The organism is Serratia sp. H402Y (genome assembly GCF_051172415.1).
GTDB lineage: Bacteria > Pseudomonadota > Gammaproteobacteria > Enterobacterales > Enterobacteriaceae > Serratia > Serratia ureilytica.
On record NZ_JBPIYZ010000002.1, the window covers coordinates 53,584 to 70,482 of the forward strand.

General features: G+C 60.1%; 18 protein-coding genes. 7 read left to right on the plus strand and 11 right to left on the minus strand.

What is annotated here, in order from left to right; all coding sequences use genetic code 11:
• Position 1: 1 nt before the first annotated feature.
• On the minus strand, positions 2-319 hold the full coding sequence (locus ACSBQS_RS14265) for a PTS sugar transporter subunit IIB (protein ID WP_004932561.1): 318 nt from the start codon (positions 317-319) through the stop codon (positions 2-4).
• A gap of 417 nt (positions 320-736) precedes the next feature.
• Positions 737-1,630, minus strand: coding sequence for a LysR family transcriptional regulator (locus ACSBQS_RS14270; protein ID WP_042783708.1), 894 nt, complete (start codon positions 1,628-1,630; stop codon positions 737-739).
• A gap of 106 nt (positions 1,631-1,736) precedes the next feature.
• Between ACSBQS_RS14270 and ACSBQS_RS14275 the strand changes: the two genes are divergently transcribed.
• The 4 genes from ACSBQS_RS14275 (at position 1,737) to mutS (ending at position 7,409) form a co-directional block, all read left to right on the plus strand.
• The gene (locus tag ACSBQS_RS14275; protein ID WP_050440141.1) at positions 1,737-2,537 is read left to right on the plus strand and encodes an SDR family NAD(P)-dependent oxidoreductase; all 801 of its coding nucleotides are present in this window, start codon (positions 1,737-1,739) and stop codon (positions 2,535-2,537) included.
• A gap of 12 nt (positions 2,538-2,549) precedes the next feature.
• A complete protein-coding gene (locus tag ACSBQS_RS14280; protein ID WP_033651640.1) occupies positions 2,550-3,521 on the plus strand; it encodes an aldo/keto reductase in 972 nt (323 codons plus the stop codon).
• 30 nt (positions 3,522-3,551) lie between these two features.
• On the plus strand, positions 3,552-4,544 hold the full coding sequence (locus tag ACSBQS_RS14285; protein WP_342163863.1) for a Vgb family protein: 993 nt from the start codon (positions 3,552-3,554) through the stop codon (positions 4,542-4,544).
• Positions 4,545-4,853: 309 nt separating this feature from the next.
• Entirely contained in the window at positions 4,854-7,409 is a 2,556-nt protein-coding gene (gene mutS, locus ACSBQS_RS14290) for a DNA mismatch repair protein MutS (RefSeq protein WP_047025251.1), read from the plus strand.
• A 79-nt stretch (positions 7,410-7,488) separates the two neighbouring features.
• On the opposite strand, the gene rpoS is transcribed toward mutS, so the two are convergent.
• The 8 genes from rpoS to ftsB all read right to left on the minus strand — a co-directional run bounded on the left by rpoS (position 7,489) and on the right by ftsB (position 13,794).
• Positions 7,489-8,487, minus strand: a complete 999-nt coding sequence (gene rpoS, locus ACSBQS_RS14295) for an RNA polymerase sigma factor RpoS (RefSeq protein WP_019455119.1) — start codon at positions 8,485-8,487, stop codon at positions 7,489-7,491.
• A gap of 54 nt (positions 8,488-8,541) precedes the next feature.
• On the minus strand, positions 8,542-9,540 hold the full coding sequence (nlpD, locus tag ACSBQS_RS14300) for a murein hydrolase activator NlpD (protein ID WP_033651642.1): 999 nt from the start codon (positions 9,538-9,540) through the stop codon (positions 8,542-8,544).
• A 325-nt stretch (positions 9,541-9,865) separates the two neighbouring features.
• A complete protein-coding gene (locus ACSBQS_RS14305; protein WP_033641890.1) occupies positions 9,866-10,492 on the minus strand; it encodes a protein-L-isoaspartate(D-aspartate) O-methyltransferase in 627 nt (208 codons plus the stop codon).
• Positions 10,486-11,247 (minus strand): 5'/3'-nucleotidase SurE, encoded by a 762-nt coding sequence (gene surE / locus ACSBQS_RS14310; protein WP_033641889.1) that lies wholly within the window; start codon positions 11,245-11,247, stop codon positions 10,486-10,488. The genes ACSBQS_RS14305 and surE overlap by 7 nt, the downstream gene beginning before the upstream one ends.
• The gene (gene truD, locus ACSBQS_RS14315; RefSeq protein WP_197750004.1) at positions 11,228-12,274 is read right to left on the minus strand and encodes a tRNA pseudouridine(13) synthase TruD; all 1,047 of its coding nucleotides are present in this window, start codon (positions 12,272-12,274) and stop codon (positions 11,228-11,230) included. The genes surE and truD overlap by 20 nt, the downstream gene beginning before the upstream one ends.
• A gap of 4 nt (positions 12,275-12,278) precedes the next feature.
• Positions 12,279-12,752: a 2-C-methyl-D-erythritol 2,4-cyclodiphosphate synthase gene (ispF, locus tag ACSBQS_RS14320; protein ID WP_004932594.1), complete on the minus strand. Its 474-nt coding sequence runs from the start codon at positions 12,750-12,752 to the stop codon at positions 12,279-12,281.
• 10 nt (positions 12,753-12,762) lie between these two features.
• On the minus strand, positions 12,763-13,470 hold the full coding sequence (ispD, locus tag ACSBQS_RS14325; protein ID WP_197756100.1) for a 2-C-methyl-D-erythritol 4-phosphate cytidylyltransferase: 708 nt from the start codon (positions 13,468-13,470) through the stop codon (positions 12,763-12,765).
• Between the two features lie 3 nt (positions 13,471-13,473).
• On the minus strand, positions 13,474-13,794 hold the full coding sequence (gene ftsB, locus ACSBQS_RS14330) for a cell division protein FtsB (RefSeq protein ID WP_016929043.1): 321 nt from the start codon (positions 13,792-13,794) through the stop codon (positions 13,474-13,476).
• A 403-nt stretch (positions 13,795-14,197) separates the two neighbouring features.
• Here ftsB and ACSBQS_RS14335 point away from each other — a divergent pair, with 403 nt between their 5' ends.
• From ACSBQS_RS14335 to ACSBQS_RS14345, 3 genes are all read left to right on the plus strand, one after another.
• A complete protein-coding gene (locus ACSBQS_RS14335; RefSeq protein WP_047572629.1) occupies positions 14,198-14,968 on the plus strand; it encodes a basic amino acid ABC transporter substrate-binding protein in 771 nt (256 codons plus the stop codon).
• 114 nt (positions 14,969-15,082) lie between these two features.
• On the plus strand, positions 15,083-15,802 hold the full coding sequence (locus ACSBQS_RS14340) for an amino acid ABC transporter permease (protein ID WP_042706788.1): 720 nt from the start codon (positions 15,083-15,085) through the stop codon (positions 15,800-15,802).
• Entirely contained in the window at positions 15,786-16,508 is a 723-nt protein-coding gene (locus tag ACSBQS_RS14345; protein ID WP_042783703.1) for an amino acid ABC transporter ATP-binding protein, read from the plus strand. The genes ACSBQS_RS14340 and ACSBQS_RS14345 overlap by 17 nt, the downstream gene beginning before the upstream one ends.
• Positions 16,509-16,560: 52 nt before the next feature.
• Here the strand turns inward: ACSBQS_RS14345 and ACSBQS_RS14350 are convergent, their stop codons facing one another.
• Positions 16,561-16,887, minus strand: a complete 327-nt coding sequence (locus ACSBQS_RS14350; RefSeq protein ID WP_033641885.1) for a DUF3561 family protein — start codon at positions 16,885-16,887, stop codon at positions 16,561-16,563.
• Between the last annotated feature and the right edge of the window lie 12 nt (positions 16,888-16,899).

A 16,899-nucleotide genomic window follows, 5' to 3' on the forward strand; every position in this document is an offset into this window, starting at 1 on the left:
GTTATTGGTTGGCTTTCTTGATGGCGGCCACCGCGGCCTTCAGCACGCCCAGCCCATCGACCTTGCCGTACAGCAGCGGATCGATGACTTCAACAGGTTTATTGGGCAACTGTTTCTGCACTTCCGGCAGGGTGTAGGCGATCTGCGGCCCCAGCAGGATCAGATCCGCTTCAACCCCCTTCTCCGCGGCCAGCGCTTCCGGATAGGCGGCGATGATCACCGGCACTTCATATTTTTCGGCCTGTGCCTTCATTTTTGATACCAACAGGGAAGTGGACATACCGGCAGAACAAAACAGATAGATTTTTTTCTTTTCCATACCAAGCACCTCAGATAATCAAAAAAACCCGGTGTTATTTGTATGCCAGATGCAATCACGATTGCTTCACGCACATTCCTTATGAAAATTTCCGTCACGTTGCCCTGGTTACGGACAGTATACGGAGCATGAAAAAAGGATCGGTAAGCCAGAAGGAGACAGAACCGTCTCTCATTGACCTGATGGATTGACCCTCTTCACATTTCGCACAAAAAAATAGTGTGACCGGGCTCTCAAACAACCGATAAAAACTCAGAATATTCGTAATAAATAATCAAATAACAATTATAAACAGCAAGTTATGAACTCGCTGGGGATTTAAGGGTTTATTTGCGTCTGAACAAACGGCGAGGGAATAAAAATAGTTCAAGCTTGATTCGCCTGCTGCCATCCGAACGCGATGGCAGGTGAAGAGGATTACGTGGGCAGACGCAGCAACTCAATCACCGTGGCCAACGCCACGGAATGGTTTCTGCGGTTGGGGTAATAGAGGTAAAAACCGGGAAACGGCGCGCACCAATCGGCCAGCACCCGCCGCAGCCGCCCGCTCGCCAGATATTCTTCCACCTCCTGCTCGATGGCGAAAGCGATGCCGACGTTCGCCAGCGCCGCCTGCACCATCATCCTGCCGTCATCGAGTATCAACGGGCTGTTAACCGCCACGGAAAATCGCTGCTCCCCCTGCTGAAAAGCCCATTTGTAGCGCTCGCCTGAAGAAGCTTTGCGCCAACCGATGCAGCGATGCTGCAGTAAATCCTGCGGGTGCGTCGGTTCACCGTGCCGTTGAAAGTAATCCGGCGTGGCGACGATGGCAAAACGCAGATCCGGCGTCAGGCGCACCGCGCGCATATCGTTGTGCAGATCCTCGCCGAGCCGGATGCCAGCGTCAAAGCCCTGCTCGACGATGTTGGCGAACCCCTCGTCCGCCACCACTTCCAGCGTAATGCCGGGGTATTCGCTGGCCAGCCGTCCCAGATGCGGCACGATGGCGAGATCGATCGCCGAACGCGGCGCGTTGATACGCACCAGGCCGCGTGGCCCTTCGCGAAACGCATTCAGGCTCTCCAGCGCGGCGTCGATGTCGGTAAAAGCCGGCACCAACTGCGCCAGCAGATGCTCTCCGGCCTCCGTCGGCGAGACGTTGCGGGTGGTGCGGTTCAGCAGGCGAATGCCCACCTGCGCTTCAAGTTCGCGCAGGGTGTGGGTCAGCGTCGGCGGCGTCACGCCCAATCGGGCGGCGGCGCGGCGGAAGCTGCGTTCACTGGCGATAGCCACGAAGGCCGCCAGGCCGGACAGTTCGGGTTTCTTCATGCTATTGATATAAATTATCTAATAGTGAGATGAATTTTTAGCGGATAGTTATCCGTCATCTAACAACATAGCATTGCGATCGAACCCATTACCAGGTATCGATGCGATGATTAATGCTACAGCTCCAACCCATGAAACGCCGCGCCGTCTGGCGGGCAAAGTCGTACTGGTGAGCGGCGGCGGCACCGGCATCGGCCGCGCCGCCGCGCTGGCCTATGCCCGCGAAGGCGCCAACGTGGCGCTGGCCGGCCGGCGCGCGGCGGAGATCGAAGCCACGGCGCGCGATATCGCGCTGGCTGGCGGCGATGCCCTGCCCATCGTGACCGACGTCTCCCAAGAAGACGATATCCGCCGGCTACTCGCCGCGGTGACCGCCCACTACGGCCGGCTCGACGTCGCTTTCAACAACGCCGGCATCATCGGCAACTTCGCCCCCATCGCCGAACAGAGCAGCGAGGATTTTGACCGGGTGATTGCCATTAACCTCAGAGGCGTCTGGCTGGCGATGAAATACGAGATTGAAACCTTCCTGGCTCAGCGGTCGGGCGGCGTGATCATCAACACCTCCTCCTGGCTGACCCACGGCGCGCTGGCCGGCTCATCCAGCTACTCCGCCAGCAAAGGGGCGCTCGATGCGATGATCCGCGCGGTGGCGCTCGAATACAGCGGCCAGGGCATCCGCGTCAACAACATCAACCCCGGCATCATCGACACGCCGATGGCGCGCGGCAGCGTAGCCGACAGCGCGGCGTTCGCGCCCTTTATCGCCCATACGCCCGCCGGCCGCTTGGGCGAATCGGAAGACATCGGCGATGTGGCGCTGTGGTTGGCGACGGACGAGGCCCGCTTCATCACCGGCCAAAGCCTGCTGGTGGACGGCGGTTACACCATCGCCGGCATGCGCTGAGGAGACGATGCCATGAACTACGTTCGGCTTGGCGACAGCGGCCTGAAAGTGTCTCGTCTCTGCCTGGGCTGCATGACCTATGGCGATCCGGCCTGGCGCCCCTGGGTGCTGAAGGAAGATGAAGCGCGCCCCTTTATCCGCGAAGCGCTGGAAGCGGGCATCAATTTTTTCGATACCGCCAACATTTACTCCGGCGGAGAAAGCGAGCGCATTCTCGGCCGCGCCCTGAAGGCGTTCGCCCGCCGCGAAGACGTGGTGATCGCCACCAAGGCCTACTTTCCGATGGACGCGCAGCCGAACAGCCGAGGGCTGTCGCGCAAGCACCTGCTGCACAGCGTCGACGCCTCTTTGCAGCGGTTGGGGACGGATTACCTCGATCTGTTTGTGCTGCACCGCTTCGACACCGAAACGCCGATCGAAGAAACCGCCGACACCCTCGACGGCCTGGTACGGGCGGGCAAGATCCGCTATCTCGGCGCCTCCTCGCTGCACGCCTGGCGCCTGATGAAAATGCTGGCCTTTCAGCGTCAGCACCGCCTGGCGCCGTTTATTTCGCTGCAAAGCCAATACAACCTGGTGACGCGTGAAGATGAAGAGGAGCTGATCCCGCTGTGTCTGGAGGAGGGGCTCAGCCTGACGCCCTGGTCGCCGCTGGCCCGCGGCGTGCTGGCCGGTTCCGGCAACGCCGGCACGCTGCGCGCCGCCACCGACGAACAGGCGCCCCGTTGGTACGGCGGCAGAAACGAAGTGGAACGCACCGTCGCGGCGGTAGCGGAGGTGGCGGCCGCGCGCGGCGTTCCACCGGCGCAGATCGCGCTGGCCTGGCTGCTGGCCAAACCCGGCGTGGCGTCGCCGCTGGTGGGCATGTCCAAGCCGCACCATCTGCAGGATGCGCTGGCGGCGCTTAATCTCAGCTTATCGCCGCAAGACGTGGCCGCGCTGGAGGCGCCGATGGCGCACGCTGCCCGCCCCGATCGCTGGTAGCCCCTTTTCCGTCATTCCAGGAGAGAAGACATGTCATATGTGCTTACCGCGCGAGCAGCGTTGTTCACCCTCGCCGCCGCACTCCCCCTGACCACTCCGGCGCAGGCCGCCGCCAATACCCACTGCGCCGAAAGCAGCATGACGCTGCCGCCCGGCGCGCTTTATCCCAACGGCATCGCCCGCGCGGCGGACGGCACGCTGTATGTCGGCCTGATCACCAGCGGCAACGTGGTGCGCAAGCGGCCGGGTAAAGCGTGGGAAACCTTTTTCCCTGGCGCTGACACGGTGTTCGCCTCAAACGCGCTGCGGCTGGACGAACGGCGCGGGTTGCTGTGGGGCAATTCGCCGGACTTCCTTTCCGGCGGCAAATCGCGCGCCAACCGCATCTATGCGCTGAACGTCGCCGATGGCACGCTCAACCTCAGCCTGGCGCTGCCGACGGGGGAAATGGGCAACGATATCGTGCTCGGCACAGACGGTACGGTGTACGTGACAGAAACCCGAGGCGGCGGCATCCTGCGCTTGCGGCCGGGCGAAGCGGCATTCAGTACGCTGTTTCAGGATGCGCGGTTGGCGGCTCCGAGCGGGCTGGGCGCGGCCGGGATCGTGCTGCTCGACGATCGGCTGATGGCTGTCGCCAATTTCGGCACCGGTAAGCTTTACACTCTCAGCTATCACGATCCAAAGCCGCAGCTGACGGAAATGCAGCTGCCGCGCCTGATTGAAAACCCGGACGGAATGGGATTGGCGCCGGACGGCGCATTGATCGTGCTGGAGAACGGGATCCAGAGCGGCCAAGGGCGGATCCTGCGGATCGCGTTGCCAAAAGCGACCGGCATGCATCGGATTGAGGTCTTGCGCGAAGGCATGGAGTCGCCGGTCAACCTGACTATCACCCCACAAGGCTGCGCCTTCGTCAGCGAGTCGCGCATCCGCCACCGCCTGCTGCCCGGCCATGAAACCGAAGTGCCCGACAGCTTCCGCATCTATCAACTGCCCTTGCCTCTCACCGCCGCGCAATAACCTCTACGCCGCCTCAGCGGGCGGCCACTTGCGTTGTTGCCCGCAGGCGAACAACAATCTCGCCGCGTTACAAACCCGCCTTGCGCAGCGCTTCCCATTTTTACCTGTGACAGCCGATTGCCCGCTGGGCTAGTATAAGCGTCTGTGCAAACCTCAGGTTTGAGTGCGCCGTTTGGCGTTTTGATGATTTGATTTGCGCCGCCCGCCAAGCGCTGAGTGGGGCGACGCCTGCTGAAACAATGTGATAGCGAATGACGACAATGAAAATCACAGTTCCCTTTACATTCAATGGATTGGAAAAATAATCGCATGAATAGCACCGATAAACTCGATTCGCACACGCCGATGATGCAGCAGTACCTGCGCCTCAAGGCCCAGCATCCTGAAATCCTGCTGTTCTACCGCATGGGCGACTTCTACGAGCTGTTTTACGACGACGCCAAGCGCGCTTCCCAACTGCTGGATATCTCGCTGACCAAACGCGGCGCCTCGGCGGGCGAGCCGATCCCGATGGCCGGCGTGCCGCACCACGCGGTGGAGAACTACCTGGCCAAGCTGGTTCAACTCGGCGAATCCGTCGCCATCTGTGAACAGATCGGCGATCCGGCCACCAGTAAAGGGCCGGTCGAGCGCAAAGTGGTACGCATCGTCACCCCCGGCACCATCACCGACGAAGCGCTGCTGCAAGAGCGCCAGGACAACCTGCTGGCGGCGATCTGGCAGGATGCGCGCGGCTTCGGTTACGCCACGCTGGACGTGAGCTCCGGCCGCTTCCGCGTCGCCGAGCCGCAGGATCTAGAGACCATGGCCGCCGAGCTGCAGCGCACCAATCCGGCCGAGCTGCTCTACCCGGAAACCTTCGAACAAATGGCGCTGATCGAGCAGCGCCACGGCCTGCGCCGCCGTCCGCTGTGGGAATTCGAACTGGAGACCGCACGCCAACAACTCAACCTGCAGTTCGGCACCCGCGATTTGACCGGCTTCGGCGTCGAGCAGGCGCATCAGGCGCTGCGCGCCGCCGGCTGTCTGTTGCAGTACGTGAAAGATACCCAGCGCACTTCGCTGCCGCACATTCGCGGCATCACCATGGAGCGTCAGCAGGACGGCATCATCATGGACGCCGCCACCCGCCGCAACCTGGAGCTGACGCAGAGCCTGTCCGGCGGCAGCGACAACACGCTGGCGGCGATCCTCGATCGCACAGTCACGCCGATGGGCAGCCGCATGCTGAAACGCTGGCTGCACATGCCGACCCGAGACATCAAGGTGCTGACCGCCCGCCAGCAGGCGATCGGCGCATTGCAGGAACGGTTCGCCGATCTGCAGCCTTCGCTGCGCCAGGTGGGCGATCAGGAGCGAATTTTGGCGCGCCTGGCGCTGCGCACCGCGCGGCCACGCGATCTGGCCCGCATGCGTCATGCTTTCCAGCAACTGCCGGACATCCGCGCGGTGCTGCAAGATGTGGATACGCCGCATGTGCAGCAACTGCTATCTCAGGTAGGCCAGTTCGACGAGCTGCGCGAACTGCTGGAACGCGCGATCGTTGAATCGCCGCCGGTGCTGGTGCGCGACGGCGGCGTGATCGCCCCCGGTTACAACAGCGAGCTGGACGAGTGGCGCGCGCTGGCCGACGGCGCCAGCGACTACCTCGATCGGCTGGAGATCCGCGAGCGTGAAAAGCTGGGGCTGGATACGCTCAAAGTCGGCTTCAACGGCGTACACGGCTACTACATTCAGGTGAGCCGCGGCCAGAGCCACCTGGTGCCGATCCACTATGTACGTCGCCAGACGCTGAAAAACGCCGAGCGCTACATCATCCCGGAATTGAAAGAGTACGAAGACAAGGTACTCACCTCCAAGGGCAAAGCGCTGGCGATCGAGAAAAACCTGTACGACGAGCTGTTCGATCTGCTGCTGCCGCACCTGGCGGAACTGCAGCAAAGCGCCGCCGCGCTGGCCGAGCTGGACGTGCTGGCCAACCTGGCCGAGCGCGCCGACACCCTGAACTACGCCTGCCCGGTCATGAGCGACCAGCCGGGGATCCGCATTACCGAAGGCCGCCACCCGGTGGTGGAACAGGTGCTGAGCGAACCGTTTATCTCCAACCCGCTCTCCCTGTCGCCACAGCGCCGCATGCTGATCATCACCGGCCCGAACATGGGCGGTAAAAGTACCTATATGCGGCAAACGGCGCTGATTGTGCTGATGGCGCACATCGGCAGCTACGTTCCGGCTGCCAAAGCCACCATCGGCCCGGTGGATCGCATCTTCACCCGCGTCGGCGCGGCGGACGATCTGGCTTCCGGCCGTTCCACCTTCATGGTGGAGATGACCGAAACCGCCAATATTCTTCACAACGCCACCGAGCACAGCCTGGTGTTGATGGATGAAATCGGCCGTGGCACCTCCACCTACGACGGCCTGTCGCTGGCCTGGGCCTGCGCCGAGAACCTGGCCAACCGCATCAAAGCGATGACGCTGTTCGCCACCCACTACTTCGAGCTGACGACGCTGCCGGAAAAAATGGAAGGCGTGGTCAATGTGCATCTGGACGCGCTTGAGCACGGCGACACCATCGCTTTTATGCACAGCGTGCAGGACGGTGCCGCCAGCAAAAGCTATGGCCTGGCGGTCGCCGCACTGGCCGGCGTGCCGCGCGACGTCATCAAGCGCGCCCGCCAAAAGCTGCGCGAGCTGGAATCCATCTCCAGCCACACCGCGTCGGGCAGCGTCGATGCCACCCAGATGACGCTGTTGCAGGAAGATACTTCGCCGGCAGTAGAAGCCCTGGAGGCGCTGGATCCGGATTCCCTGTCGCCGCGCCAGGCGCTGGAATGGATCTACCGGCTGAAAAATATGGTGTAGTCAGACGTCAAACGCGGGCATAAAAAAACGGTGAGCATCATGCTCACCGTTTTTATTTGATGCGGTTCAACAACCGGCGTTATTCGCGGAACAGCGCCTCAATGCTCAGGCCCTGCATCTGCAGAATCTCACGCAGGCGACGCAGACCTTCAACCTGAATCTGACGGACGCGTTCACGCGTCAGGCCAATCTCCCGGCCCACGTCTTCCAGCGTCGCCGCTTCATAGCCCAGCAGGCCGAAACGACGCGCCAACACTTCACGCTGTTTGGCGTTCAGTTCGAACAGCCATTTGACGATGCTTTGCTTCATATCGTCGTCTTGCGTGGTGTCTTCAGGCCCGTTGTCCTTCTCGTCGGCCAGAATGTCCAGCAGCGCTTTCTCCGAATCCCCGCCCAGCGGCGTATCCACCGAGGTGATGCGCTCATTCAGGCGCAGCATGCGGCTGACGTCATCCACCGGCTTGTCGAGTTGCTCGGCAATCTCTTCAGCGCTCGGTTCATGATCCAGTTTATGGGAAAGCTCGCGCGCGGTGCGCAGATAAACATTCAGTTCTTTGACGATATGGATAGGCAAACGAATGGTGCGGGTTTGGTTCATGATCGCCCGTTCAATCGTCTGACGGATCCACCAGGTTGCGTAAGTGGAGAAACGGAAACCGCGTTCCGGGTCGAATTTTTCCACCGCGCGGATCAGACCGAGGTTACCCTCTTCGATCAGATCCAGCAGCGCCAGACCGCGGTTGCTGTAGCGGCGGGCGATTTTCACCACCAGCCGCAGGTTGCTTTCAATCATGCGACGGCGGGACGGCACGTCACCGCGCAGAGCACGCCGCGCAAAATAGACCTCTTCCTCTGCGGTCAACAGAGGTGAATAACCGATCTCACCCAGATAGAGCTGCGTCGCATCCAATACGCGTTGCGTAACGCCTTGAGACAACAGCTCTTCTTCCGCTAAATCGTTCTCGCTGGCCTCTTCTTCTACCAGCGCTTTTTCATCAAACGACTCAGCCTCAGCTCCATTCTCGTCGAAATCCGCATCATCATGTAACTCGTTAACTTTCAGCGTATTTTGGCTCATATGCTGCTCCTACCCGTGATACCGCGAGCAGAATCTCAGCGTATTCTGCCCAATCTATCGCTGCGGAAGATAACGCAGCGGGTTTACGGATTTCCCCTTGTAACGAATTTCAAAATGCAAACGTACTGAACTGGTACCGGAGCTACCCATGGTGGCTATTTTTTGACCCGCCTTCACTTCTTGTTGTTCCCGGACCAGCATTGTGTCGTTATGAGCGTAGGCGCTCAGGTAATCATCATTATGTTTGATGATGATTAGATTACCGTAACCCCGTAAAGCGTTGCCTGCATACACTACGCGACCATCGGCGGTAGCGAAGATAGGCTGCCCACGGGAACCGGCGATATCGACGCCCTTATTCCCACCTTCTGATGAGGAAAAGTTATCAATAATCTTGCCGTCAGTCGGCCATCTCCAGGTACTGACCGGAGCGCTGTTGCTGACGGTGCTGCTCACTGGTGGAGCGGCTTCCGGTGCGGTAACAGGCGCAGTCGCGGTCCCAACCGCTGCGGCGCCCGCTGCAGGTAACATCTTACCTACATTCTGTTTACCCGAGTTTTCAGAATACGCGTTAGTTGATTGAGAATCAACCGTTGCCGTCTGGATCTGGGCGCTGGAAGGTGGCTTCGGAACACCGCCTTTGGTCGCGTCAGTCGTCGCCAGCATACCGCCGCCGCCATTGGCAGAACCATTACCAAGTTGAATGGTTTGGCCAACATTCAGGCTGTAAGGCTCGGGAATATTGTTGCGCTGCGCCAGGTCGCGGAAATCGTTGCCGGTGATCCAGGCGATGTAAAACAGCGTATCACCGCGCTTGACCGTATAGGTGTCGCCGCCGCTGTAGCTCCCTTTAGGGATAGCGTTATAACTGCGGTTATAGACAATGCGGCCCTCTGGGCTGGCCTGCTGCGCTCCGCCATTATTATTGCCGGATGGAACGGCGCCGCCGCCGCCCACGCTGCTGATAGGGGCTGACGTCGAGGCCGTGTTTGTACAACCCGCCAACCACAAACTTACCATCGTACACACCGCAACCCGGCGTAACGTAATCATTGGGCTTCCCGTGCTCATGCTTCCCCCATGACAGCAATATCAGTGATATATCCAAAATACCCTTTACATCGTAGCCGAGCTTTTGCCACTTCCCAGTTTCTGCGATGTAAAGGCGCCGCCGGCCGATCCCTGAACGCCAGGTCATCTCCCGCCGGAGCATCAAAACGCGCGCCAATGCTAACCACATTGGCGTCACCGCACCATAAGACAACTACGTAGAAAGGCCAATTCTAGTGAAAATTAGCCTGATTGGAACGAGAAAACCTTATCCGCACGTGATGAAAGTGCAACAGATTTTTCAGACGGTCGAAAAATCAGACAATCGCTAGGCCAATTCGCCTTTCACCAGCGGCACAAAGCGCACCGCCTCTACCGCGTCGACCACGAAATCGTTGCCATGGCGCTGAATGCGTTTGAGGGTTTGGGCATGCTCGCCCACCGGCAACACCAAAATGCCGCCGTCGTCCAACTGCTCAACCAGCGCCTGCGGGATCTCCGGCGGCGCGGCAGTGACGATGATCGCATCGAACGGGCCGCGCGACGCCCAGCCCTGCCAGCCGTCGCCGTGGCGAGTGGAAACATTATGAAGGTCGAGCTGCTTCAGGCGGCGCTTGGCCTGCCACTGCAGCCCCTTGATGCGCTCGACGGAACAAACGTGTTGCACCAGATGCGCCAGGATGGCGGTTTGATAACCGGAACCGGTGCCGATCTCAAGCACCCGTGAAGTAGGCTTCAGATTCAGCAGCTCGGTCATCCGCGCCACCATATAGGGCTGAGAAATGGTCTGACCGGAACCGATCGGTAATGCAGTGTTTTCGTAGGCTTTGTGATCCAGCGCTTCGTCGACAAAACGCTCGCGCGGCACCGCTTCGATCGCTCGCAGCAGCTTTTCGTCCCGGATCCCTTGCTGACGCAGCTGCGTCAGCAATGTTTGCATACGCTTGTTCACCATTCCCCGCTAACCTCTGCCTTGGTTAACCATGTTTTCACGACTTCCTGCGCCGCGTAGGCGGTCAGATCCACCTGTAGCGGCGTGATCGCCACATAGCCTTGTTCCACCGCCGCAAAGTCGGTATCCGGCCCGACATCAAATTTATCACCAGGCGGCCCGATCCAGTAGAGATTTTGTCCACGCGGATCCTGCTGGCAGAAGACCTTATCGGCGGGATGGCGGCTGCCACAGCGAGTGACGCGCAGGCCTTTGATCTCCGCCAGCGGCAAATCCGGCACGTTGATATTCAGGATTTTTCCGGTGCGTAACGGTTCACGCTGCAGCGCACGCAAGATGCGGCAGGTAATGGCCGCTGCAGTCGCGTAGTGTTGGTGACCGTTCAGCGACACCGCCAGCGCGGGCAGCCCCAGGTGCCGGCCCTCCATCGCCGCCGCGACGGTGCCGGAATAGATGACGTCATCGCCTAAATTCGGTCCGGCGTTAATGCCGGAGACCACGATATCCGGCGCAGGGCGCATCAATGCGTTGACGCCAAGATAAACGCAGTCGGTCGGCGTCCCCTGCAGCACCGCGATATCGCCGTTGGCCAGCGTCTGCGTGCGCAGCGGCGACTCCAGCGTCAGGGCATTGGAAGAACCGCTGCGGTTACGATCCGGCGCCACGACCTGCACCTCGGCAAACTCCCGCAGCGCCGCCGCCAGCACCTGAATGCCTGGGGCGCTGACGCCGTCATCGTTACTCAGCAATATCCGCATCACTGTTATCCTGCTGCATGATTTCGCGAACCACGCTGGTAGCAAAGCTGCCTGCCGGCAACCAGAAGCGCAGTTCCACGGTAACGTCATCCCACCAGTTCCACTGCAAATTTTGCGGCTGCAACAGCAGGGCCCGGCGAGCGGGTTCGACACGCTCGCGCTTTAAAAGCGTAAGCAATTCCGGTTGTTCCGCCAAGCATTGTTGTTCAAAAGCCAAGGCTTGGCCGGCGGTGCCTGGCTCTCCGTCGCCCGGCAAGGAGGCCGTGATCGCCAGCTCGCCGGCATCCAGCCGCTGTTGCAACGTCTCCAGCTCATCGGCTTTGGCGACGAACCAGCTACCGCGGCCGCTCAACTGCAGGGCATCCCCTTCCAGCACGGTGCGCTGCAGGCCGTCGGCCAGGCGCCGGCCGGCTATCAGATTGAACAGCGCACTGCGGCTGGCGGAAAGGTAGAAGCTGCGCTTGCTGCGCTCTTTAACGCGGATTTCGTCGTTCGCCCAGCGGCGTGCCATCACCAGATTGTTGCCGCCGCGGCCGAAGCGTTGGCTGCCGAAATAGTTTGGCACGCCCTGCGCGACGATAGCCTGCAGGCGGCGCTCAACGTCCTGACGATCGGAAATCTGGCGCAGCACCAGCGTAAAGTGGTTGCCCTTCAGATTGCCGATGCGCATTTTGCGCAGGTGGCGGGCGAACGAGAGCACCTCGCAGCCTTCCAGCGCAAACTGTGAGAAATCCGGCGTGTCTTTGCCCGGCATATGCAGGCAGAACCACTGTTCGGTCACCGCGTGGCGATCCTTCAAGCCCGCATAGCTGACGGAACGGGCGTGAATACCGGCGAAGCGCGCCAGATAGTCGGCCACGAACTGGGTATTGCAGCCGTTTTTACGGATGTTCACCAGCACATGCTCGCCTTCGCCGTCCGGCGCAAAGCCCAGGTCTTCCACCACCACGAAGTCTTCCGGATTGGCTTTCAACACCCCGGTGCTCTGCGGCCGGCCATGCAGCCAGGTCAGATTCGCCATATCCATGCGGTTATTCCTTGATCAGCAAGGCGACCGCTTCGCAGGCGATGCCCTCGCCGCGCCCGGTGAAGCCGAGCTGCTCGGTGGTCGTGGCCTTCACGTTGACGTCATCCATATGGCACTGCAGATCTTCCGCCAGGAAGACGCGCATCTGCGGGATGTGCGGCGCCATTTTCGGCGCCTGGGCAATAATCGTGATGTCGAGGTTGCCGAGGCGGTACCCTTTGGCGCGGATGCGCTTCCAGGCTTCGCGCAGCAGCTCGCGGCTGTCCGCGCCCTTGAAGGCCGGATCGGTATCGGGGAACAGCTTGCCGATATCGCCCAGCGCCGCCGCGCCCAGCAAGGCGTCGGTCGCGGCGTGCAGCGCAACGTCGCCGTCGGAGTGGGCCAACAAACCTTTGTCGTAAGGGATGCGAACACCGCCGATCACCAACGGGCCTTCGCCGCCGAATTTATGTACGTCAAAACCGTGACCGATACGCATGGTGCGCTCCTTAATTGTCCAACTGAGTCAAATAGAACGCCGCCAGCGCCAAATCCTCCGGCCGCGTTACTTTAATGTTATCCGCCCGGCCGGCGATCAGCAGCGGATGATAACCGCAATGCTCCAGCGCCGAGGCTTCGTCGGTGACGTTCGCGCCGTCATCCAGCGCGCGCTGCAGGCACTGCTTGAGCAGCGGCAGCGGAAACAGCTGCGGCGTCAGCGCATGCCACAGATCCTGCCGTTCAACGGTGTGGGCGATGGTGTCGCGGCCAGGTTCGGCGCGCTTCATGGTGTCGCGCACCGGCGCGGCGAGAATACCGCCCACCTTGCTGTGTGCGGTGATCGCCAACAGGCGCTCGAGATCGTCGGCATGCAGGCAGGGGCGCGCAGCGTCGTGCACCAGCACCCAGTCCGCATCACCCGCCAGTTTCAGCCCGGCCATCACCGAATCGGCGCGCTGTTTGCCGCCCTCGGTGACGGTCACCCGCGGATCCTGAGCGATGGGCAGCCGTTCGAACTGACGATCTTCCGGGCCGATCGCCACGATCACCCGTTCAATGCGCGGGTGACGCAACAGGGCATGGATAGCGTGTTCGACGATGCTGTGCCGGCCGATGGTTAAATATTGCTTCGGGCATTCCGCCTGCATGCGGCTGCCGATACCGGCAGCGGGCAGGACGGCAATCACCGAGGGAAAGGTGCCTGCGGAGTGATTCATGCGTTATTTTTGTGCGTTATTTTGCGAGGAAGACGCCGCGTTGCGTCTGGATTGGTCAGGAACCAGACGATAGAAAGTCTCACCGGGCTTGATCATGCCCAGCTCATTACGCGCTCGCTCTTCGATCGCTTCCTGACCGCCGTTCAAATCATCGATTTCGGCAAACAGCTGATCGTTACGCGCTTTCAACTTCGCGTTGTTGCCCTGTTGGACCGCAACGTCTTCATTGACCCGCACGTAATCGTGAATACCATTTTTGCCCAGCCACAGTGAATACTGTAACCAACCGAGCAATGCCAGCAATAGCAGCGTAAGTTTTCCCATCTCCGCCCCCTGAAAAACCGACCAATCATCCCACAACTTCTCGTTGGACTCCACACTGAGAGCGGCATTTCAACGCCAAATTCAGAATACGGATGAAGGATTCCCGTGTTCAGCGCCTAATTCCGCTGCGAAAGCGGCAAAAAAAGCCGCTTTAGTCCGGCGCGCGCGCCGCGTTTTCCGCTGATACACACACTGCCCTTCCTCCATTATGCAGCAAGAATCACTGCACCATCGCATCCTGACCCGTCGCTTACGCCAAGGCAAAGCAAGAAGTTAATATTTAACACCATAGAAAGAATAATCCTCATGCAGTGGTTGCACTTTCATTCATTGAAGCTTATTTTTATGCACTCATAGTGCATAAATAACTCCAATATATAACCATTCATTATCGGGGATCGCGATGTTAAAACGTTTAGTTCTGATCGGCGCCTGCCTGGCCGCCACCTTCTCCACCGCCGTGTTGGCGGCTGAACCTACCTACGTCGTCGGCTCCGGCGGCACCTATCGGCCGTTCGAGTTTGAAAACAGCCAAAAGCAGCTGGAAGGTTTCGACATCGACATTATCAAAGCCGTAGCCAAGGCCGAAGGTTTCCAGATAAAACTGATCAATACGCCGTGGGAAGGGATCTTCGCCACGCTGAATTCCGGCGATCGCGATATCATCATCTCCGGCATCACCATCACCGATAAACGCAAACAAATGGTTGATTTTTCTGCGCCTTACTTCCCGGCAGAGCAGGCCATCGTGGTGCCGCAAGACTCGAAGGTAGACTCCATTGCCGCGTTGAAAGCGCTGAAGGTCGGCGTGGTGAACTCCAGCACCGGCGACATCGTGGTGTCCGACGCACTGGGCAAAAACAGCACCGCCATCAAACGCTTCGACAATACCCCGCTGATGCTGCAAGAGCTGTATGAAGACGGCATCGGCGCGGCGGTCGGCGACGTCGGCGTGGCCAAGTTCTACATCAAAACCCACCCTGAGAAAGCCTTCAAGCTGGTGCCCGACGCCAAGTTCGAACGTCAGTATTTCGGCATCGCCGTCGCCAAAGGCAACGATGAGCTGCGCAACAAAATCAACGCCGGCCTGAAGAAAATCATCGCCGACGGCACCTACGCCAAGATCTACCAAGCCTGGTTCGACAGCAACGTACCGACGCTGCCGGCGGAATAATGCCCTGCCGCCGGCGCCCGCAAGGCCGTCGGCGCGCCACCGTTTCAGCATACCAAGAAGGAATACCCTTTGAACTTCCGCTGGGAGATCATCCAGGAATACGCGCCGCTGTTTATGGAAGGCGCCTGGATGACCATCAAATGCACCATTATCTGCGTGCTGCTGGGCACCACCTGGGGATTGATCCTCGGCCTGGGGCGCTTGGCGCAGGCGCCGCACGGCATCTGGAAACCCATCCTGCATTACGGCGTTCAGTGGCCGGTACGCATCTACATCAGCGCCTTTCGCGGCACCCCGCTGTTCGTGCAGATCATGGTGGTCCACTTTGCGCTGGTGCCGCTGTTCATCAACCCGCGCGACGGCCTGCTGGTCACCAGCGGCCTGATGAGCGTCGACTTCGCCCGCGCGCTGCGCGCCGACTACGGCGCCTTTCTCTCCTGCGTGGTGGCGATCACGCTCAACGCCGGCGCCTATGTGTCGGAGATCTTCCGCGCCGGGATCCAATCGATCGATCGCGGCCAGATGGAAGCATCGCGCTCGTTGGGCATGAGCTACGGCAAGACCATGCGCCAGGTTATCTTGCCGCAAGCCTTCCGGCGCATGCTGCCGCCGCTGGGCAACAACGCCATCGCCATCGTCAAGGATTCGTCGCTGGCCTCCGCCATCGGCCTGGCGGATCTGGCCTATGCCGCCCGCACCGTCTCCGGCGCCTACGCCACCTATTGGGAGCCCTACCTGACCATTTCGCTGGTCTATTGGGTCATCACCTTCCTGCTTTCGCTGCTGGTGCAACACATGGAAAAGAGGTTCGGTAAAAGTGATTCGCGTACATAACCTGCAAAAACAGTTCGGTGAAAGCCACGTGCTGCGCGGCATTTCCTGCCGGATCGCCGCCAACGAAGTGGTGTGCGTCATCGGCCCCTCCGGCTCCGGTAAAAGCACCTTCCTGCGCTGCATCAACGCGCTGGAAACGCTCTCCGGCGGCGAGATAGAGGTGAATGGCTTCGCCGTCCACGATCAGAAAACCGACCTGAATAAGATGCGTGAAAGCGTGGGCATGGTGTTCCAGCGCTTTAACCTGTTCCCGCACATGACGGTGTTGGAAAACATCATCATGGCGCCGGTAAGCGTGAAAAAACTGCCGCGCGCCGAAGCCATCGCGCAAGCGGAACAGCTGCTGCGCAAGGTCGGCCTGCTCGACAAAATCGACGCCTATCCCAACAGCCTGTCCGGCGGCCAGCAGCAGCGGGTAGCGATCGCCCGCGCGCTGGCGATGGAGCCGAAAATCATGCTGTTCGACGAACCGACCTCCGCGCTCGATCCGGAACTGGTGGGCGAAGTGTTGGCGGTGATGAAATCGCTGGCCCATGAGGGCATGACCATGGTGGTCGTCACGCATGAGATGGGCTTTGCCCGCGAGGTGGCCGACCGGGTACTGTTTATCGATCAGGGGATCATTCAGGAAGAGGGGCAGCCGCAGCAGATCTTCAGTCACCCGTCCAATCCGCGCACTCAGGCATTTTTGAGCAAAGTTTTGTAACCTTCGGCACGGCTTTGCAATCCTGCGGGCGCCGGCCTCGGCGCCCACTCTCTCACCACCCGGTCAGGAAGCTGAACACCAGCCAGAACAGGCACAGCACAACGGCGCCGGTCAGCAGCAGCGTCAAGATCAGACGGCCGCGCAGCAGCATGCTGAGGGTGATGCCGATCAGCACCGACAGCGGCATTAGCGCCAGGAAGAATGGCCAGGTATAAAGCAGGAAAAACAGCGTGTTGGAACCGTAAACCAAAAACGGCAACGCGAACGCCAGCCAGTAGAAAACAAAGCCGCTGACGCCGCCCAGGAAAGAATAAGAAGGCTCCTCTTTCTCCTGTTTTGACTGCTTGGAGTCGATCAAGATAGGCGTGACATTTTGCATAGTGATCCCTGG